We start from the raw sequence: 19,259 nt of genomic DNA, 5'->3' as shown, positions 1-19,259 counted from the left end.
GGCCGCGGCACCCGCCGCCGGTCTGCGTCAGTCGTTGCCGAACAGCCCGTGCGGATATTCCGGCTTCTGCTCGCGCGCCATCAGTGCCTTGAGCCCTTCGGCCGGGGTGACCTCGCCGTGCAACACGGCGCGCACGCCGGCGCTGATCGGCAGGTCCAGGCCATGCTTGGCGGCCAGCCGCGCCACTTCGTCGGCGGTGAGGATGCTCTCCACCACCTGGCCGATGCGGCGCACCGCTTCGTCGATCGCCACGCCCTGGCCCAACGCCAGGCCGAGCCGGCGATTGCGCGAGAGGTCGCCGGTGCAGGTCAGCACCAGGTCGCCGAGGCCGGACAGGCCGATCAGCGTTTCCGGCCGTGCGCCCAGCGCCACGCCCAGGCGCAGCATCTCGTTCATGCCGCGGGTGATCAGGCCGGCGCGGGCGTTGAGGCCCAGGTTCATGCCGTCGGCGATCCCGGTGGCGACGGCCAGCACGTTCTTCATCGCGCCGCCGAGCTCGGCGCCGAGCACGTCGCCGCCGGAGTACGCGCGCAGGTTGGGCGCATGCAGCAGGCCGGCGAGTTGTTGCGCGAAGGCATCGTCGTCCGAATGCACGGTGACCGCGCTGGGCAGACCGGTGGCCACCTCCCTGGCGAAAGACGGCCCGGTGATGACCGCCGCCGGCCGGCCCGGCAACTTTTCCGCCACCAGTTCGTGCAGGAAACGCCCGGTACCGGGTTCGAAGCCCTTGGTCGCCCAGGCGATCGCGGTGCCCGCGTCGAGCAGCGGCGCGAGTGCGTCGAGCATCGCGGCGAACGCATGGCTGGGCACCACGATCAGCACGATATCGGCGCTGCGCACGGCCGCGCCGAGATCCGCCTCGTAGCCCAACGCCTCCGGCATAGTGACGCCTGGCAGGTAGCGCGCATTGCTGCGTTGCTGCGCCATCTGCGCCAGCGCGTCGGCATCGCGGCCCCATAGCCGGGTGGGTACGCCGTTGCGGGCGCCGAGCGCGGCCAGAGCCGTGCCCCAGGAGCCCGCGCCGAGCACGGTCAGCTTCGGCTTGTCAGGCATGCCCGAAGCTCAGCTGTTGAGCATCACCGGGGCTTCGTCGCCACCGGCACCACGGCGCAACTGTTCGGCGAACAGCGCGTCGAAATTGATCGGCTGCAACAGGAACGGCGGGAAGCCGCCTTCGAGCACCATCGAGGAAATCACCTGGCGCGCATACGGGAACAGCAGGTTCGGGCAATAGCTGCCCAGGATGCCGGCCTTGTCGGTGTCGCCGAAACCGGCGATGCCGAACACGCCCGCCTGCTCCACTTCCGCCAGGTACGCCGTGCGCTGGCCGACCGTGCAGGTCAGGGTCAGACTGAGCACCACTTCATACAGGTCGTTGCCCAGATCGCTGGCCTTCTGGCCCAGGTTCAGCTGCACCTGCGGCTGCGCGTTCTCGTCGATCTCCTGGAAGATCTGCGGCGCGTTGGGCGCCTCGAAGGAAACGTCCTTCACGTAGATCTTCTGCATCACCAGCTGCGGCTGGCTGGCCTGGCCGTTGGCCTGGTCGTTGTTGATCTCTTGTGCCATCGGGTGGTCCTCTCAAAGACGGGCGGTCAAGCAAAGAGGCTGATTGTTCCATACATCCCCGTCTGGCGCACCCATCCGCACCCTTGAACGCGCGTCCGAGGATTGCGCCCAACCGCTTGTTTCTGCGACAATGCGCGGCTCGCCTCATGTCGGCCCGGTTCTCCGGGTGGTCCGCCACGCAATGCGGACCCACGCGACCGGGCCATGCAGCATCTCCGGCATTGCGTGGCGCTCCGCGTCGCTGGGCCGATGCCGCCCTGGCCAACGGGTGGCAATCACGGCTTCAACCGAAGCCATTCTTGGGAGGTCGTCATGGCCCGTGTATGTCAAGTCACCGGAAAGGGTGTGCAGAGCGGCAACAATGTCTCGCACGCCAACAACAAGACCCGCCGCCGCTGGTTGCCCAACCTGCATGAGCGTCGCTTCTGGGTCCCCAGCGAAAGCCGCTGGATCAAGCTGCGCGTTTCCAACCACGCCCTGCGCACGATCGACAAGAATGGCATCGAGGCCGTGATTGCCGACATGCGTGCCCGCGGCGAAAAGGTCTGAGGAGCACACCATGGCCAACAAATCGCAAGACAAGATCCGCCTGATTTCTTCGGCCGGCACCGGCCACTTCTACACCACGCAGAAGAACAAGAAGAACACCCCGGAAAAGTTCGAGTTCAAGAAGTACGATCCGGTGGTGCGCAAGCACGTGATCTACAAGGAAGGCAAGATCAAGTGAGGTCATGGCGCATTCGCGCGTAGCGCGAGTGCCCTTGCCATGACGTCATCCCTGCGAAGGCAGGGATCGCTCTTGCTCTTGCGCTCTCCACAGCATCCGCAACAGCGATCTTGACTCCTCCAGGAAAACCCGCCGCCCGGCGGGTTTTCCTTTTGCCCGAAGCCCGCCTATCGCGCATCATCGGGCCATGACATTCCCCGCCCTGTTCCCCACCCTGCTCGGCGATGACGCCTGGCGCGCCTTGCCCGCGGCCGTGCAGGCGATGCACGGCGCCGCACCGCTGCTGCGCGCGAGCGGCGTGGCCGACGTCGATGGCGCCGGCCACTTCCCCGCGCGCTGCCTGCGCCGGCTGCTCGGCCTGCCCGCGCCCGGCCCGCAGCAGGCACTGGCGCTGACGATCGAGCGCCACGGCAACCGCGAAGTATGGACGCGCCGGTTCACCGGCCGACGCATGCAGTCCAGGCTCGACCGCCACGCCGGCTCGCCGCTGCTGCACGAACATCTCGGGCCGGCCACGCTGCGCTTCGCGCTGCGCCGCGACGGCGACGCGATCGACTGGCAACTGCGGGGCGTGAGCCTGTTCGGCCTGCGGTTGCCGCGCTCCTTCTGCGGCACGGTGCGGTCGCGCAGCGGTGCGCACGACGGGCGCTACGCCTTCGACATCGACGTGCGCCTGCCGTTGCTCGGTCGGCTCGTCGCCTACCGCGGCTGGCTGGAGATCGACCGTGTCACCTGAAGGCGAACACCCCGTCATCGTCTTCGATGGCGTCTGCGTGCTGTGCAGCCGCTGGGTGGATTTCATCCTGCGTCACGACCGTACCGGCCGCTTCCGGCTGGCGGCGATGCAGGGGCAACATGGTCGCGCCCTGCTGGTGGCGCACGGCTTGTCGCCGGACGACCCGGTGTCGTTCCTGCTGGTCGAGCAGGATCGGGGTTACCGCGACACGGACGCCATTGTCCGCGTGCTTCGCCACTTGGGCGGGCCGTGGCGCCCGGCAAGCGCGATGCTGCGCATGGTTCCACGCCGCTGGCGCGACGGCGCCTACCGCTGGCTCGCCCGCCACCGATACCGCCTGTTCGGTCGGCGCGCACAATGCCGCCTGCGCGAGCCGGACCAGGCGTGGCGCTTCATCGACTGAGCACCTCGACGCCGGTGCGCAACGCGAATCCCTCGAAGCCGGCGACGATCTGATCGAGCGCAAGCAATCCCATGCAGGGCATGGCGCCCTTCTCGGCCAGCAGACCATCCGCCCAGCGCCGCGCAAACACGATCGCCGGCGTCACCGGCACCTGCGGGCCATCGCCCGCGTCGGCATCCAGCCACCAGCACAGGTGCAGCGGCCGGCCTTGCTCGTCGGTGCCACGCAACTCCACCACCATGCCGCCGACATCAGTGCCCAGGCGCACGAACCATTCGCTCATGCGCCGCAGTGCGGGCGCGTGGCGCGCGAGATCGCGGATCAGGCCCAGTCGCACCAGTACGCCCATGCCCCAAGTCGCCCATTGCAGCAAGGGCAGTTCGAGGCCGGCGCGGAAGACCACCGAACGCGCCTGCGGATAACGCGCGTGAAACAGTTCGAGATCCGGAACATCGCAGACGCCGACGCGGCGATGGCCGAACGGGAACCATTGGCGCCGGCTGTCCATCCAGCCATGCACCGTGTCCCAGCGGCCCTCGCGCCAGACGCGGATCGGCCGCCCGCAATAGCCGAGGATGGAGGCCACCGTGGCATCGCCGCGCGGCGTGCGGTTGCCGGGATTGATCGCGTGTTCGATGGCGTCGAGCCGGCCGAAGCGGGGCAACAGCGCATCGACCGCCGCTGAACTCAGCGCCGGCACGCTGGACGCACCGCTGACCAGCAGCCGGCCCGCACACCGTGCGCGCTCGTTTAGCCGGGAAAAGCCGCAGACAAAATCACGGCCATCGGCGAGGTCGATGTAATCACTGCCGGCGTCGATGCACGCTTCCGCGACACGATAATCCTGCCCCTGGAACGGGCCGGCGGCGTGGATCACCAGATGCGGTTCGAGCGCGGCCAGCGCCGCCGGAAAGTCCGCACTCGCCGTATCCAGTGCATGGACGCGCACACGCGCATCGCCGATCGCCGCGCGCAATGCCTCCAGCGACGCCTTGTGGCGTCCAGCCAGCAACAGTTCGAAACGTGCGTCGTGCGCAAGCCGCGTCGCGATGCGCGAACCGAACACGCCGGTCGCGCCAAGCACCACCACCCTCGGGGTCATTCCGTACCTCCCTGTCGATGCGCAAGGGTTCGAGCTTGCCATGCGCCGCCCGAACGGAGAAACCGGGGCACACGAAGCCCCGGCTCTTCGGGGCAACCTCGCCCCCCGGCCGGAGGCTGCCCTGAAAGCGTCCACCATGTGTCCGGTCTAAACACAGAGTCGGGGGTTCCCTCAAGGCAAACGAAAAGCCCGCCATCGAGGCGGGCCTGGTTCGGGTCGATGCCGCCGGCGCTCAGGCCGTGGCGACCGTGTAGCCCTTGAGCCGCTGGGCGAACTCCTGCAGCGCGCGGATGCCGCTTTCCTCGGCCTCGTGAATCCACTGCTGCAGGCCCTTCAACGCCTGCTCGGCGCCGCGCTGCTCCATCAGCGCCGCGAGGCGGCCGCGGAACTCGACCACGGTCTTCAGCGTGGGGCGCTTGGCCAGCATCGCCTGCATGCGGTCGCGGCCCTCGCTGTCGAGCCAGCGGCCGCCGTCGGCCATGGCCAGCCGCATCCGGCGCGGGATCGCCCTGATGTTCTCGCCGGCGTGCTGCGCCTCGTCGCGCAGAGTCGGCACGATCACGCCGCGGTAGTAGTCGGTCATCGCCTGGAAGCGATGGGTGAGCACCGCCTTGAGCGTGTCGGCGTCGGGCAGGCGCACGTTCGGGCGCACGTCCAGCGAGGGCGCCACGCGCAACACCTTGGCCAGGCCCACGGCACGCAGGCCGCAGATCGCCGCCCAGCCGATATCGAACTCCCACTTGCGCAGGGCGAACTTGGCCGAGCTGGGGAAGGCGTGGTGGTTGTTGTGCAGCTCTTCACCGCCGATCCAGAAACCCCACGGGATCAGGTTGCGCGCGGTGTCGGCGCTCTCGAAGTTGCGGTAGCCGGCCCAGTGGCCGATGCCGTTGACGAAGCCGGCGGCCCAGAACGGGATCCACACCATCTGCAGCGCCCACAGCGCCGCGCCGATCACGCCGAACAAGGCCACGCTGATGAACAACATCAGGGTCGGGCCCCAGTAGGGATGCGCGCCATAGAGCTTGTGCTCGATCCAGTCGTCGGGCGTGCCGCGGCCGTACTGCGCCATGTCCTGCTTGTTCTCGCAGGCGTCGCGGTAGAGCGACACGCCATCCCAGAACACCTTGCGGATGCCGTAGATCATCGGGCTGTGCGGGTCTTCCGCAGTCTCCACCTTGGCGTGGTGCTTGCGATGCACCGCCACCCATTCGCGGGTGACCATGCCAGTGGTGAGCCAGCCCCAGAAACGGAAGAAGTGCGCCAGCACGGGGTGGAAATCCACGCCACGATGGGTCTGGCTGCGGTGCAGGTACAGCGTCACCGTGAAGATGGTGAGCTGGGTCACCACCAGCATGTAGATGGCGATCTGGCCCCAGCTCGCGTTGGCGAGGCCGTGGTTGAGGAAATCGAGTACCGCGTCAAGCATGAAAGTTACCGAATGGGGATGGAACGGGGGGACGGGGTGGAGTCTAATTCGGGGAATGCCATACCCACCAGCATGGCCGGGTCATGATGGTAACAGCCTGTCAAGAGGCGGAAGTGAAACCGGCGTTGGTTGGCAGCGCGCACGATCGCCTGTTGTCTAACCATGGGGGCGCCGTGACAATCAGGCAATGACCACGATCATCCCCCCCGACCCGCCGCCCGCCCTGCAGCTGGATCACGTCGCACGCCGCCGCGCCGGTCGCGTTGCCGTGCGCGATCTCAGCCTGAGCCTGCCGCGCGGCCAGGTGCTGGGCCTGCTCGGCGTCAACGGCGCCGGCAAATCGACCACCTTGTCGATGATCGCCGGGGCGCTGCGCCCGGACCGCGGCGTCATCAAGCTGAACGGCGAGGACTTCCTGGAACACCCGGAGCTGGCTCGCACATGCATCGGCTGGCTGCCCGAACGCGCGCCGCTGTGGCCGGAACTGACCGTGACCGAACACCTGGACGCGCACGCCCGCATCCGCGGCCTGAATGGCGCCGCCCTGCGCGCGGCCCGCAGCGCGATCATCGAGCGGCTGGAACTGCAACCGCTGGCGCGGCGCCTGGCCGGTGTGCTGTCGCAGGGCCAGCGCCAGCGGCTGGGGCTGGCCTGCGCGCTGGTGCACCGCCCAGCGCTGCTGGTGCTGGACGAACCGGCGAACGCACTCGACCCGGTGCAGGTGGCCGCGCTGCGCAGCCTCATCCGCGAGCAGGCCGCCGCCGGCACCGCGGTGATCCTGTCCACGCATGTGCTGGCCGAAGTCACCGCGGTGTGCGATCGCGTGGCGATCCTGCACGAGGGCGCGTTGCAGCACGAAGGCACGGTCGAGGCCGGCGATCATGCGGCGCTGGAACGGCGCTTCTTCGAGATCGCGATGAACCCGCGCCCGGCGCAGGCCGCATGAGCACGTGGGCGGTGACTCGCCTGGAATGGCGTCGCCTGCTGGTGCGTCCGCTGGGCTGGCTACTCGCAGCGCTGACCCTGGCCTGGCTGGGCTGGAACTTCACCGTACTGCTGGGCAGTTTCCTGGCCGGCCAGGTTCAGCGCGCCGCCCTGCCCGACGGCCCCGGCTTCACCGATCTGGTGGCGGTACCGCTGCTGGGGCAACTCGCGCAACTCGCGTTCCTGGTGGTGCCGCTGCTGACCATGTCGGCGATCGCCGGTGAACGCCGCAACGGCACGCTGCCGCTGCTGTTTGCCGCCGGCGTGCCGGCGTCGCGCATCGTGCTTGGCAAGTACCTTGCGCTGCTCGGCTGGTTGCTGCCGTGGTTGGCGCTGACCCTGGCCATGCCGCTGACGCTGGCGCATGCCACCGATCTGGACTGGGGCAAACTCGCCGCCGCCGCCATCGGCCTGGCGTTGATGCTGGCCGCGCTGGCGGCGCTGGGGCTGGCCTGTTCCAGTTTCGCCAGCCACCCGGCCATCGCCGCGGCCGCCGCGCTGATCCTGGGACTGGCGCTGTGGAGCGTGAACCTGGGCGCGCAGATGGCCGGCATCGACGGCGGCGCGATCAACTGGCTGGCGATGAGCACGCACGTGCAACCGCTGCTGCGCGGCCTGGTCTCCAGCGCCGACATCCTGTGGTTCGCGCTGCTGATCAGCCTCTCGCTCGCGCTGGCCACGCGCCACCTCTCCACCGAGCGGGAGCGCGGCTGATGCGCAGCGTATTCAGACGTCTGGACGGCTGGTTGTTCGCGCTGCTGTTGCTGCTGGGCTGCGCCGCGATCGGTTATCTCGGCACGCGCCACGTCTACGTAGCCGACTGGACCGCGAACGGTCGCATCAGCCTGTCGCCGGAAAGCCGCGCGGTGCTGGCGAAACTCGACGGGCCGGTGGACATCGTCAGCTACGCCAGCCCGCAGGGCGACCTGCGCCAGACTATTGCCGGCTTCCTGCAGCGCTACCAGATGGTGAAGCGCGACATCAGCCTGCGCTTCGTCGACCCGCAACTGGACCCGGCCCGGATGCGCGAGCTGGGGATCACCGTCGACGGCGCGCTGATCCTGCATTACCGAGACCACGAGCAACGCCTGGACGAGTTGTCCGAGCGCAGCCTGACCAACGCGCTGGAGCGGCTGCAGCGCGGCAACGACCGCATCGTCGCCTTCGTCACCGGCGACGACGAGCGGCGCGCCGACGGCCAGGCGAATGCCGACATGGGCACCTTCATGGCGCAGCTGGAAAGCCGCGGCATGCGCGCGGTGCCGCTCAACTTCTCGCAGGTCAACGCGGTGCCCGAACACACCGACCTGGTAGTGCTGGCCAGCCCCACGGTATCGCTCGCGCCGGGCGCGGTGCAGGCCCTGGTCGACTACGTGCAGGCCGGCGGCAATCTGCTGTGGCTCACCGAGCCGGCCAATGACGAACTCGGCCTCAAGCCGCTGGCCGACGTGCTGGGCGTGCGCGTGTTGCCGGGCGTGCTGGTCGACGGTTCCGGTTCGGCGCTGGGCCTGCACGATCCGCGCATGCTCGCGCTGGGCAGCTACCCGCCGCAGGCGATCACGCGCGGCTTCCAGCTCGCCACGCTGTTCCCGCAGGCGTCGGCGCTGGCCGAGGTGGCGCGCACGGGCTGGGCGACGCACGCCTTCCTGCGTTCCAGTCCGCAGAGCTGGACCGAGTTCCAGCCGATCGACAACACGAAAAGCTCCGACATCCGCTTCGACGCCGATGCAGGCGAGCTGAAAGGCCCGCTGGATTTCGGTTTCGCGTTGAGCCGGCTGTCGCCCAGTCCGGACAAGAGCGAACAGCGCGCGGTGGTGATCGGCGATGGGGATTTCCTCTCCAACACCTATCTCGGCAACGGCGGCAACCGCGCGCTGGGCGAGCGGGTGTTCAACTGGCTGCTGGGCGACGACAAGCTGGTCGACGTGCCGCCGCGCGGCGCGCCGGACCGTCTGCTGGAAATCTCGCAGGGCGAGTTGAACGTGCTGAGCTTCGGCTTCCTGTTCGGCCTGCCGCTGCTGTTGCTGGTGATCGGCGGCGTCATCGTGTGGCGCCGGCGGCGGCGCTGAATGATGAAGCGCGCCGCCCGGCAACGATGGTTGCTGCTCGCCGCCGTGGCCATGCTGCTCGGACTGGCGCTGTGGCAATGGCAACACGACGCGAGCCGCGCGAACGGTGAGCTGACCACGCTCGATCCGTCCGTGATCAGCCACATCAGCCTCGCCCTGCCCGGCGCCGCCACGTTGCATTACGAGAAGCGTGGCGACGGCCACTGGTGGCGTACCGACGGCACGGCGCGCCGGGTGGCCGACGACGACCGCCTGCGCGACTTGGCCGACATCGCCGCCGCACGCGCGCTGAGCTGGCGTCCGCTGGCCGATTTCGAGCCAGCGAAGATCGGCCTGGCGCCGCCGCATGCAGTGCTGACTCTGGACGGCCAGACATTGGCCTTCGGCATCAATGCGGTGACCGGGCCGCAACGCTACGTGCGCGTCGGCGAGCGCGTGGCGCTGGTGTCCGCGCGCTACATGCCGCGCTCGCCGGAAATCCGCACCACCGAACTGCACTGAGCGTCGAACTGTCGTGCCCGAACTGCCGGAAGTCGAAACCACCCGCCGCGGCATCGCGCCGTACCTGATCGGCCGTCGCGTCAGCGGCGTGCTCCTGCGCCGTCCCGATCTGCGCTGGCCGATCCCGCCCGAGATCGGCGAGCTGCTGCCCGGCCAGCGCATCGACGCGGTGGAACGCCGCGCGAAATACCTGTTGCTGCACACCGCCGCCGGCAGCGCGCTGCTGCATCTGGGCATGAGCGGCGTGCTGCGTGTGCTGCCGCCCGACGCGCCGGTGGGCAAGCACGATCATGTCGACATCGCGCTGGAACGCAGCGCCGCGCAGGCATCGCGCGTCCTGCGCTTCACCGACCCTCGCCGCTTCGGCTGCCTGCTGTGGCAACCGCCGGGCACCACGCACGAGCTGCTGGCCCATCTCGGCCCCGAACCGCTGACCGACGCCTTCGACGGCGAGCTGCTGTGGCGTCGCTCGCGCGGACGCACGGCGGCGGTGAAGCTGTTCCTGATGGACAACGCCGTCGTCGTCGGGGTGGGCAACATCTACGCCAGCGAGGCGCTGTTCCGCGCCGGCATCGATCCGCGCCGCGCCGCCGGCGGCGTTTCGCGGGCGCGCTACGAACGACTGGCTGCCGAAGTGAAGCACCTGCTGGCATGGGCGATCGAGCGCGGCGGCACCACCTTGCGCGACTTCCTCAACCCCGACGGCGCACCTGGCTATTTCTTCCGCGAGCTGATGGTCTACGGCCGCGCCGGCGAACCTTGCCGGGTCTGCAGCAGCGCCATCCGGCAGGCCGTGCTGGGCCAGCGCTCCACCTTCTGGTGCCCGCACTGCCAGCGCTGAAGGCGCGGGCAAAGCGGCACGCCCCCGATTTTCCGGTACGGCCCACGATGGCAAGCATCGTCATTGTTTCCTTTTGGAAACAGAGTTGTCACGATTTGCCGGCTACCCAACCTGGGTTCAGCTTCTAAGATAGCCACCTGTAACGCAGGAACCGTGAAAGTCGCTGGACTTCCACTGTTTCCAAAAAGCGTATAGACCCCACGTCTTTCGGAGGAACCTCCATGAACAGCACCATCATCGAATCGCTCAAGAAGCGCCGCACCCAGTACGCGCTGGGTCGCAACGTGGCGCTGGACAAGGACGCCCTCACCAGCCTGGTCAAGGACGCGATCAAGCACACGCCGTCGTCGTTCAACTCGCAAAGTTCGCGCGCGGTGATCCTGTTCGGCGAGCAGAGCGAGCAGTTCTGGGAGCTGACCAAGCAGGAGCTGAAGAAGATCGTGCCGGCCGAGGCGTTCGCCAACACCGCCGCCAAGCTGGACAGCTTCGCCGCCGGCATCGGCACCGTGCTGTTCTATGAGGACCAGTCGGTGGTGAAAGGCCTGCAGGAACAGTTCGCCCTGTACGCGGACAACTTCCCGGTGTGGTCCGAACAGAGCAGCGGCATGGCCCAGTTCGCCGTGTGGCTGGCGCTGACCGAGGCCGGCGTGGGCGCCAGCCTGCAGCACTACAACCCGGTCACGGATGAGGCGACCCGCCAGGAATGGAACGTGCCGGCGACGTGGAAGCTGCGCGCGCAGATGCCGTTCGGTTCGCACGAAGGCGGCTTCGGCGAGAAGGCGTTCATGGACGACGCGCAGCGCTTCATCACGGTGGGCTGAGCCCGTCCGCGCGATCCCGCGCGTACTGCGACGACGCGAGGCCGGCACCCAGGTGCCGGCCTCGCCGTTTGTGCGCCCCTGCAACCAGTCCGCGCCCGGCCACGAGACGGGCTGACCGGCACGCGGCCGGTCAGGCCCAGCGAAACTCGACCCAGCTGTTGTTGAAGGGCGGCTCATCCATGCCGCCGCCGAGTCTCGCGACCATGCCGGCGGGGATGCCCTCGCCCTGGAGCGCCTGGCCATCGGCGAAATGCGCGCCCAGCGCCTGCAATTCGGCCATCTGTTCGCACAACGCGCCGGCGCGATCGACGGCGGCGTCGGGCACGTCGCGGATGCTGATGTCGGGGCGACCGAATTTGCGCATGCCGCGCGTTCGTATCCACGAGCGTCCCGGCGCGGTGTCGCCGTCGCACAGTATCAGCAGGTGGTTCCGGATCGGCGCGCCATCACGGATCAGGTAGTGGCGGCGCCAGGCATCGGCGTCGAGCAGGCTGAGTATCTGCGGATCGAGCACCGCCACGCCGCCGATGTCGAGCATGCCCGCCAGCACGCCCAGGGTGTCACGCAGGTAGCCGGTGGCCGGGCTGTCCTCCAGCGCGCCGCGCACCACCATCACCTCCGGCGCACCGAACGCGCGCTGGAACGCCTGCGGCGCATCGGCCTTGTACATGCGCCCCATCGCCCCCTTCAGCGGGTAGCCGTCCCAGCCGCGCAGATCGGCGTGGCGATGATTGGTCGCGGCGAGGCCCGCCGGCAGGCCGGGGCTGCCGTAATCCTGCGAGGGCACGCGCACGGCCTCGAATTTTCCGAACACGTAGAACTGCAGCACGATCGTTTCTTCGCTCGGCTGCCAGTGCGGGCGTTGCCAGGCGGGAATGGGGAACTGGTGGCTCATGGTCATCCTTGCGATGGCGGGGTTCAGCGCTCGTCGTCCAGCGGCAGCACCGTCTGTTGCAGCTCGATGCGACCGCGGCCTTCGCTGATCTTCTTGAACTCGGCGCGACTCACCGAAACATAGCGCTCGTTGCCGCCGATCTCGACCTGCGGACCCTCGGTGACGGCACGGCCGTGCTCGTCCACGCGCACCACCATGGTGGCCTTGCGCCCGGTGTGGCAGATCGTCTTGATCTCCTGCAGCTCGTCGGCCCAGGCCAGCAGGTGGCGGCTACCCTCGAACAACTCGCCGCGGAAGTCCGTGCGCAGACCATAGGCCAGCACGGGAATATGGAGTCGATCGACGACATCGCTGATCTGCCATACCTGCGCCTTGCCGAGAAACTGCGCCTCGTCGACGAACACGCAATGCAGCGGTCCGCGTGCGGCGATGTCGGCCTCGACCAGGGCGAACAGATCCTCGTCGCCGGCGAAGCGTCGCGCATTCGCCTTCAGCCCGATGCGCGAAGCGACCACGCCCTCGCCGAAGCGGTTGTCCAGCGCCGGCGTGAGGATCAGCGTGCGCATGCCGCGTTCGTGATAGTTGTACGCGCTCTGCAGCAGCGTGGTGGTCTTGCCGGCGTTCATCGCCGAGTAATAGAAATAGAGCTTGGCCATGGGGCGTCGGCGCGGCGATCGGTCAGCGGAAACGCGTCATTGTAGGCTGCGCACTCACTCCGCGCGCGCCTGCGCGAGCCGATGGCGATGGCCTCGCCACCACTGACGCGGATGGCGCAGCACCATGATCGCGTAGACCAGCTTGAACAGGCGCAGCCGCCGCAGCACGCGCGGCGGGTTGTAGAGGTCGCCGGCCAGCATCGAGATCACGCCCTGCTCCAGCTGCCAGCCATTGCGCGGCGCAGCGAACATGCGCCGCATCACCGGCTCGTTGAAACGGTGGATGAAGAACGCGAAGCGCGCCATGCCCATGCGCAGGCGCTTCTCCAGCGCCCGCTGCAGCGCCGCCTCGCGCTCCGGTTCGCGCAGCGCGCCGTCGATCACGTCCACCGCACGCTCGGCCGCGTCCATCGCCAGGAACACGCCGGAGGAGAACACCGGGTCGAGGAAGGCGAAGGCGTCGCCAACCAGGATCCAGCCGGGGCCGGCCATCTCGCGCGAGTCGTAGGAATAGTTGCCGGCCGCGCGCACCTCGTCGATCAGTTCGGCACCTTGCAGGCGTTCCCACAGCGCCGCGTTCTGCCGCAGCGTGTCGAGCAGGAACGTGCGCGTGTCGCCGTGCCGCTGCTTGAGGTATTCCGGCCAGCACACCGCGCCCACGCTCATGCTGTCGTCGGGCAACGGGATCATCCACATCCAGCCGTGCTCGAAGCGGTAGATGCTGACGTTGCCCGCGTCTTCGCCACTGCGGCGCGCGGCGTGGCGGAAACGACTGAACAGCGCCGCGCTCTGGTGCTGGCGATTCCTGCGCTTGAGCTTTTGCTTCGTCGAGAGGAAGGCATCGCGGCCGCTGGCGTCGACCAGGTAACGCGCCTCGATCGCGTGCTCCGCGCCGTCGTCGGCATGCACCTCGATCCGCGTCTGGCGCGGGCCGCGCTGCTCGACTGCCACCACCTGCTGCCCTTCGCGCACGTCGGCGCCGCACTCGCGCGCGTGCTCGCAGAGCATCTTGTCGAAATCCTGCCGCCACACCTGGTAGCTGTGCGGCGGGCTGTCGCCGAGCGCGCGCCCAAACGAGAACACGTTGTAGCCGCGCTCGTTGTCCGCCTCGAAGTCCGCGCCGGCCTTGAACACGCCCATCGCGTGCACCTTGTCCAGCACGCCGAGCCGCTCGAACACCGGCAGATTCATCGGCAGCAGCGATTCGCCGATGTGGAAGCGCGGGTGGCGCGCCTTTTCCAGCACGATCACCCGGTAGCCGCGACGCGCCAGCAGCGCCGCTGCGGTGCTGCCACCGGGGCCGGCACCGATCACCGCCACGTCGCATTGCTCGACTTGCTGGGCTGTCATGCAGCTCCCCATCGGTGGGTTCACTCGATTATGCCCCACGGCCGCTCTGTTACCATCGGTCGCTGTCCCACCCTCGCAACGATCCATGCTCAACCCACAACAACTGGCCGCCGTCGAACATTGCGAGGGGCCACTGCTGGTGCTGGCCGGCGCCGGCTCCGGCAAGACCAGCGTGATCACGCGAAAGATCGCGTATCTGATCCAGCGCCGCAGACTCGACCCGTCGAAAATCGCCGCGATCACCTTCACCAACAAGGCCGCGCGCGAGATGCGCGAGCGCGTGGCCAAGCTGGTGTCGAGCGAGGATGCGGCCGCGCTCACGGTGAGCACGTTCCACGCGCTGGGGCTGAAGTTCCTGCAGATCGAGCACGCGCGCGCCGGGTTGCGCCGCGGTTTCTCGGTGCTTGACGCGGACGACAGCGGCGGCATCGTCAAGGAGCTGGCACCCAGGGGGGTCAAGCCCGACGTGCTGTTCGGCCTGCGCAACCTGCTTAGCCGCGCGAAGAACGGCGGGCTGTCGCCGGAGGAAGCGCTGGCCGCCGCGCGCAGCCCGCGCGAGCTGGAGGCGGCGACCATCTACGAGCTGTACCAGGCGCGCCTGGCCGCGTTCAACGCGGTGGATTTCGACGACCTGATCCGGCTGCCGCTGCGCATCCTGGAATCGGACGGCGAATGCCGCGACGCCTGGCGCGAGCGCCTGCGCTACCTGCTGGTGGACGAGTACCAGGACACCAACGATGCGCAGTACCGCCTGCTGAAGGCGCTCACCGGCGAGCGCGGCGGAATCACCTGCGTGGGCGACGACGACCAGTCGATCTACGCCTGGCGCGGCGCCAACCCGGAGAACATCGACCAGCTCGGCCGCGACTGGCCGAACCTGCGCGTGATCAAGCTGGAACAGAACTACCGCTGCGGCAAGCGCATCCTGCGCGCAGCCAACGCGCTGATCGCGCACAACCCGCACAGCCACGAAAAGAGGCTGTGGAGCGAGCATCCGGAAGGCGCACCGATCCGCGTGCTGGAATGCAAGGAGGCCGAGCACGAGGCCGAGCGCGTCGCCGCGATCGCCACCACGCTGGCGGAGAAGCACAAGGCACGCTGGGACGACATGGCGATCCTGTACCGCGGCAACTTCCAGGCGCGCCCGCTGGAGAAGGCGCTGCGGCTGGCGCGCATCCCTTACCATCTCACCGGCGCGCTGTCCTTCCTCGACCGCGCCGAGGTGAAGGACATCCTGTGCTACCTGCGCCTGCTGACCAATCCCAGCGACGACGCCGCCTTCCTGCGCGTGGTGAACGTGCCCAAACGCGAGATCGGCTCCACCACGCTGGAGAAGCTCGGCCAGATCGCGCAGTCGCGCCACTGCTCGCTGCTCGATGCCACCCGCAGCGACGGCGTGCTGCGCCAGCTCACGCCGCGACCGGCCGCCGCGCTGGCGGGCTTTTCCGACCTGCTCGATGAACTGCGCAGCGCCTCGTTGCACGAAAGCGCCGCCGACCTGGTCGAACGCATCCTCAAGCGCACCCGCTACGCCGCACAGATTGCCGCCGCCACGCCCGATGCCAGCGTGCGCGAACGCAAGCTGGGCAACCTGAAGGAACTCGCCGACTGGTTCCGCGCGATGCAGAAAGGCAACAGCGCCGGCGACCTTGCCGCCCAACTGGCCCTGCTCAGCCACGCCGACCGCGACGAGCCGGGCAACGCGGTGCGCATGATGACGCTGCACGCCGCCAAGGGCCTGGAGTTCCGCTTCGTCTTCATCGTCGGCTGCGAAGACGGCACGCTGCCGCACGAGGGCGCGCTGGACGAAGGCCGCATCGACGAGGAACGCCGCCTGATGTACGTCGGCATCACCCGCGCCAAGGAACTGCTGACTCTGTCCTGGTCCGCGCAGACCAGGCGCTACGGCGAGATCCACCGCAACCAGCCCAGTCGTTTCCTGCATGAGCTGCCGCAAACCGACCTGCACTGGCAGGGCAAGGACCCCGAAGCGGACAAGGAAGTGACCCGCGAAACCGCGGAGTCGCACATGGCCAAGATCCAGGCGATGCTGGCCGGCGGGTAGTTCGCCAACCGCCGCGACGGCGCACCGGCATCACTACAAAAAAAGAGGCGACCCGAAGGTCGCCTCTTTTCGTCCTGCACCAACGCCTTTGCGATCAGAACTTGTAGTTCAGGCGCGCAAAGAACGTACGGCCGTACCAGTCGTACTGCGAGGCATACAGCGGCGCATTGCCCACCGTGGTACCCGCGCTCGGCGAGATCAGATCCGGCTCGGTATCGAACACGTTGCGGATACCGACCAGCACACCCCAATGACCGCGCTCATAACCGACCGACACGTTGTGGATGAGCTGCCAGCTTGCCTCGATGTCCCGAGCCGCGCCCTTGTACCCCAGGTAGGTATAGATGTTGCTGAGGTCCTTGTTGCGGGTGGTGCTGACGTACTGGCCGTTCCACGTATAGGTCCAGTCGCCCCGCTCCAGGCTGATGACGCTGCGAGCCACCGTCTTCGGACGCCCGATGTAACCCACCTGCTCCGACGAGCTCAGGCCGCTGGCCGCAGCCGAGTCGAACAGCTGGTAGATGTCGGACATCGTGTAGGTGATCTGCCCTTCCGCCGTCAGCTTGCCGAATGAGAAGTCGTTGCTGTAGTTCATCTGCAGGTCGTAACCGCGGGTCCGTTCGCGGTTGATGTTGACGTAGACGCTGTAGATCTCGGTGATCCGGTTCGGATCGGCAGCTGCGTTCGGCGGGTTGCGCACGAGCTGGTTGCAGAACGAGTTGGGATACACGGTGGAGCCGTAGCAGCCGAGTACGATGTCGCCGGCGTCGAGCTGCGAGATCTCGCCCTGGACGTTGTAGTCGAAATAGTCCAGTGCCACGTTCAGGTTGGCGAAGGTCGGCTGCCAGACGAAACCGGCCGACTTCGCGCGCGAGGTTTCCGGCTTCAGGAAGCCCGCACCGCCACCCGAATAGATCGTCGCGGAAGCACCGCCGCCGGGATAGTTGGCCGGGATGCCCGCCGCGGCACAATTGGCACGGAGGCGATCGTTGCTGCTGTCACCCCACAGAATGCAGGGATCGATGCCGAGCTGGCCCAGGAACCCGGTCTGGTTGCCGAGGTAGAGCTCGTAGAGGCCCGGGGCGCGATACGACGTGCCCAGCGTGCCGCGCAGACGGAAGGTCGGGGTAACCTGCCAGTTCAGGCCGGTCTTCCACACGTTGTCGGTGCCCGGGATGCTGCCGTACTTGAACGCGCGACCCGAAAAGTTGGCCGACAGCGACTCGACTGCCGGCAGGCCCTTCAGCAACGGCACGTCGATTTCCGAGAACGCCTCGGTGACGTGATCCTGTCCGCGCGTGACCTGCGCCGAGCTGGAGCCCCACAGCCAGCCGTTCTTGGAGGCTTCGGAAGGCTGGTCGTCGATCGAGTAATGGCGATACTCGAGGCCGAACGCCGCACCCACATCGCCCGCCGGCAGGGTGAACAGGTTGCCGGTGGCCAGCGCCTTGGCGGTCGCCTGGGTATACAGGGTGTTGCCCTTGATGTTCATGCCGACGGCGTTGACGAGCTGGCTCATCTTGTCGCCGTTCAGGATGCCCGGATCGAAGTAGTCGACCAGCGGCGTGTCGAGCTCGTTGGCCGCGTCGCCCAGGTCACCGCTCTTGCGCGCATCGATCGCGAGCTGGCTGTAATCGCCGCTGGAGCGGCTGTAGCCGGCATCGACTTCCCACGACCAGCTGTCGGTGGAGGCGAACAGGCCTTCCAGCTTGGTGGTGCCGTAGAAATAATCCACGGTCTCCTTGCCATTCGAGGGGAACGGCATGATGGGCTCGTAGTAATCGTCGTCCGTCGGGTTGTAGACGATCGGGAAGAACTGGCGGTAGCCGTGCGTCTTGGTTTCACGACGGTTTGCCAGCCACTGGGTGCTCCAGTTCACCTCGCCGAAGCTGAAATTCGTGGCCGCATAGACACTGGCGCGCTGACGCTGGTTGATGGCGTACGCATCACCCACGAACGGGAAGTTGAGCTGATCCTCGTAGTACGCCTGCGGCGAGTTGCCGTAGCTCTTGGACGGGTTCGGCCGTGGGTGGTAACCGGGGAACGGCCCGACGGTGCTGCCGTCCACGGACGGCACGTAGCGAATGCCGGGATTGAAGTAGTTGATGATGCTGTTGGCGTACAGGTTGTTGCAACCGCCGAGGCTGGTGCCTCCGATGACGGAGTGATCCTCGCGGTCGATGCGCTGGCCGTCGGTACCCCAGACACGATCCTGGCTGCACTTGAGGAAGTCGCGGTCACCAAGCTCGATCGCGTTGAGCCGATCGAGCTGTGCCGCCAGCACGACGCTGCCCTTGTCGAAGTTCCAGCCGGTGCCGAACGACAAGGTGTACTGCTCGCCGCCGCCATGCTGAGGCATGCTGGCGGCGAAAGTCATTTCGGGACGATCCATGCGCTTCTTGGTGATCAGGTTGACGACGCCGGAAACGGCATCGGAACCGTACAGCGACGAAGAACCGTCCTTGACCACTTCGATGTTCGACAGGATGACCTGCGGAATCACGTTGAGGTCGAAGCCCGCGCCGGTCTGGCCGCGCGTGCCGGCCGGACCCGGGCGCTGACCGTCGAGCAGGACGAGGGTGCGGTTGGCGCCCAGACCACGCAGGTTGACGGTCTGGATGCCGGTGCCGCCTTCGACGATGTAGCCGCCGAACTGGCCATTGATCTGCGTGGAGCCCGCGGCAGCGGTGGTCGTCTGCAGGAAGTCGGCGGTGTCGAACTGACCGCTGGCGATGTTGTTCTGGACGTCGATCACCTGCACTGGCGAGGTGGTCTGGTATTCCGGCCGCTTCAGCAGGGTGCCCGTGACGGTAACCGTCTCCAGCTCCTTGGCCTTCTTGTTCTGGTCCTGCTGCTTGGTCGTGTCAGCCTGCTGGCTGGTCGACTGGCTGGCACTGTCGGTTGCCGGCGCCTGGTCCTGTGCGAACACAGGCGTGACTTGCAACGCTGCAACGACCGCGATCGCCAGCGGCAAGCGTTGAAGCCCTCGTTGGACAAACTTGTTCATGAAATAGCACTCCCCTAAATCGACCAGTTGTTGTAACCGCATTATTTTGCGGTTAAGCGAATGTAGCCGGTGGGGGGAGACTGTGCAACCGCCTCAACCGGCAGGCAAAA

19 protein-coding genes are annotated in these 19,259 nt (G+C 67.6%); 11 read left to right on the top strand and 8 right to left on the bottom strand.

Features of this window, described 5'->3' with window-relative positions:
- Positions 1-27: 27 nt before the first annotated feature.
- Positions 28-1,053 carry an NAD(P)H-dependent glycerol-3-phosphate dehydrogenase gene (locus ACVCMG_RS12165; protein WP_447114234.1) on the bottom strand — a complete coding sequence of 342 codons (1,026 nt, stop codon included), beginning with the start codon at positions 1,051-1,053 and terminating at the stop codon, positions 28-30.
- A 9-nt stretch (positions 1,054-1,062) separates the two neighbouring features.
- The gene (gene secB / locus ACVCMG_RS12160) at positions 1,063-1,566 is read right to left on the bottom strand and encodes a protein-export chaperone SecB (RefSeq protein WP_395120425.1); all 504 of its coding nucleotides are present in this window, start codon (positions 1,564-1,566) and stop codon (positions 1,063-1,065) included.
- Positions 1,567-1,878: 312 nt separating this feature from the next.
- On the opposite strand from secB, the gene rpmB reads away from it, so the two are divergent.
- From rpmB to ACVCMG_RS12140, 4 genes are all read left to right on the top strand, one after another.
- Positions 1,879-2,115, top strand: coding sequence for a 50S ribosomal protein L28 (gene rpmB, locus ACVCMG_RS12155; RefSeq protein ID WP_136258932.1), 237 nt, complete (start codon positions 1,879-1,881; stop codon positions 2,113-2,115).
- A 10-nt stretch (positions 2,116-2,125) separates the two neighbouring features.
- On the top strand, positions 2,126-2,293 hold the full coding sequence (gene rpmG / locus ACVCMG_RS12150) for a 50S ribosomal protein L33 (RefSeq protein WP_136258933.1): 168 nt from the start codon (positions 2,126-2,128) through the stop codon (positions 2,291-2,293).
- A 187-nt stretch (positions 2,294-2,480) separates the two neighbouring features.
- Positions 2,481-3,029 (top strand): DUF4166 domain-containing protein, encoded by a 549-nt coding sequence (locus ACVCMG_RS12145; protein WP_447097892.1) that lies wholly within the window; start codon positions 2,481-2,483, stop codon positions 3,027-3,029.
- Complete coding sequence (locus ACVCMG_RS12140; protein ID WP_447097891.1) at positions 3,019-3,432, top strand: thiol-disulfide oxidoreductase DCC family protein; 414 nt, start codon at positions 3,019-3,021, stop codon at positions 3,430-3,432. Before ACVCMG_RS12145 ends, ACVCMG_RS12140 begins: the two co-directional genes overlap by 11 nt.
- Here the strand turns inward: ACVCMG_RS12140 and ACVCMG_RS12135 are convergent.
- Both ACVCMG_RS12135 and ACVCMG_RS12130 read right to left on the bottom strand, forming a co-directional pair.
- Entirely contained in the window at positions 3,422-4,672 is a 1,251-nt protein-coding gene (locus ACVCMG_RS12135; protein WP_447114233.1) for a saccharopine dehydrogenase family protein, read from the bottom strand. The two genes, ACVCMG_RS12140 and ACVCMG_RS12135, sit on opposite strands and share 11 nt — an antisense overlap.
- A 94-nt stretch (positions 4,673-4,766) precedes the next feature.
- On the bottom strand, positions 4,767-5,960 hold the full coding sequence (locus ACVCMG_RS12130) for a DesA family fatty acid desaturase (protein WP_395120431.1): 1,194 nt from the start codon (positions 5,958-5,960) through the stop codon (positions 4,767-4,769).
- A gap of 187 nt (positions 5,961-6,147) precedes the next feature.
- On the opposite strand from ACVCMG_RS12130, the gene ACVCMG_RS12125 reads away from it, so the two are divergent.
- The 6 genes from ACVCMG_RS12125 (at position 6,148) to ACVCMG_RS12100 (ending at position 11,176) form a co-directional block, all read left to right on the top strand.
- Positions 6,148-6,906 carry an ABC transporter ATP-binding protein gene (locus tag ACVCMG_RS12125; protein ID WP_447097888.1) on the top strand — a complete coding sequence of 253 codons (759 nt, stop codon included), beginning with the start codon at positions 6,148-6,150 and terminating at the stop codon, positions 6,904-6,906.
- On the top strand, positions 6,903-7,658 hold the full coding sequence (locus ACVCMG_RS12120) for an ABC transporter permease (protein WP_447114232.1): 756 nt from the start codon (positions 6,903-6,905) through the stop codon (positions 7,656-7,658). Before ACVCMG_RS12125 ends, ACVCMG_RS12120 begins: the two co-directional genes overlap by 4 nt.
- Entirely contained in the window at positions 7,658-9,013 is a 1,356-nt protein-coding gene (locus tag ACVCMG_RS12115) for a GldG family protein (protein ID WP_447114231.1), read from the top strand. Before ACVCMG_RS12120 ends, ACVCMG_RS12115 begins: the two co-directional genes overlap by 1 nt.
- A 3-nt stretch (positions 9,014-9,016) precedes the next feature.
- The gene (locus ACVCMG_RS12110) at positions 9,017-9,514 is read left to right on the top strand and encodes a hypothetical protein (RefSeq protein WP_447114230.1); all 498 of its coding nucleotides are present in this window, start codon (positions 9,017-9,019) and stop codon (positions 9,512-9,514) included.
- A gap of 13 nt (positions 9,515-9,527) precedes the next feature.
- Entirely contained in the window at positions 9,528-10,355 is an 828-nt protein-coding gene (gene mutM / locus ACVCMG_RS12105) for a bifunctional DNA-formamidopyrimidine glycosylase/DNA-(apurinic or apyrimidinic site) lyase (RefSeq protein WP_447097885.1), read from the top strand.
- A 221-nt stretch (positions 10,356-10,576) separates the two neighbouring features.
- A complete protein-coding gene (locus ACVCMG_RS12100; protein ID WP_447097884.1) occupies positions 10,577-11,176 on the top strand; it encodes a nitroreductase family protein in 600 nt (199 codons plus the stop codon).
- 130 nt (positions 11,177-11,306) lie between these two features.
- On the opposite strand, the gene ACVCMG_RS12095 is transcribed toward ACVCMG_RS12100, so the two are convergent.
- Genes ACVCMG_RS12095 through ACVCMG_RS12085 form a run of 3 tightly spaced genes read right to left on the bottom strand, consistent with a single transcriptional unit; the run spans position 11,307 to position 14,077 of the window.
- Entirely contained in the window at positions 11,307-12,071 is a 765-nt protein-coding gene (locus ACVCMG_RS12095; protein ID WP_447114229.1) for a hypothetical protein, read from the bottom strand.
- 23 nt (positions 12,072-12,094) lie between these two features.
- Positions 12,095-12,727, bottom strand: coding sequence for a thymidine kinase (locus ACVCMG_RS12090; RefSeq protein ID WP_447097883.1), 633 nt, complete (start codon positions 12,725-12,727; stop codon positions 12,095-12,097).
- Between the two features lie 54 nt (positions 12,728-12,781).
- Complete coding sequence (locus ACVCMG_RS12085) at positions 12,782-14,077, bottom strand: NAD(P)/FAD-dependent oxidoreductase (RefSeq protein WP_447114228.1); 1,296 nt, start codon at positions 14,075-14,077, stop codon at positions 12,782-12,784.
- 85 nt (positions 14,078-14,162) lie between these two features.
- Between ACVCMG_RS12085 and ACVCMG_RS12080 the strand changes: the two genes are divergently transcribed.
- Positions 14,163-16,142, top strand: coding sequence for a UvrD-helicase domain-containing protein (locus ACVCMG_RS12080; RefSeq protein ID WP_447114227.1), 1,980 nt, complete (start codon positions 14,163-14,165; stop codon positions 16,140-16,142).
- Positions 16,143-16,236: 94 nt separating this feature from the next.
- Here the strand turns inward: ACVCMG_RS12080 and ACVCMG_RS12075 are convergent, their stop codons facing one another.
- Positions 16,237-19,149, bottom strand: coding sequence for a TonB-dependent receptor domain-containing protein (locus ACVCMG_RS12075; protein WP_447106908.1), 2,913 nt, complete (start codon positions 19,147-19,149; stop codon positions 16,237-16,239).
- Between the last annotated feature and the right edge of the window lie 110 nt (positions 19,150-19,259).

The sequence above is a fragment of the Rhodanobacter sp. UC4451_H18 genome (genome assembly GCF_052978225.1).
This window is presented reverse-complemented; position numbering and strand designations above follow the sequence as displayed.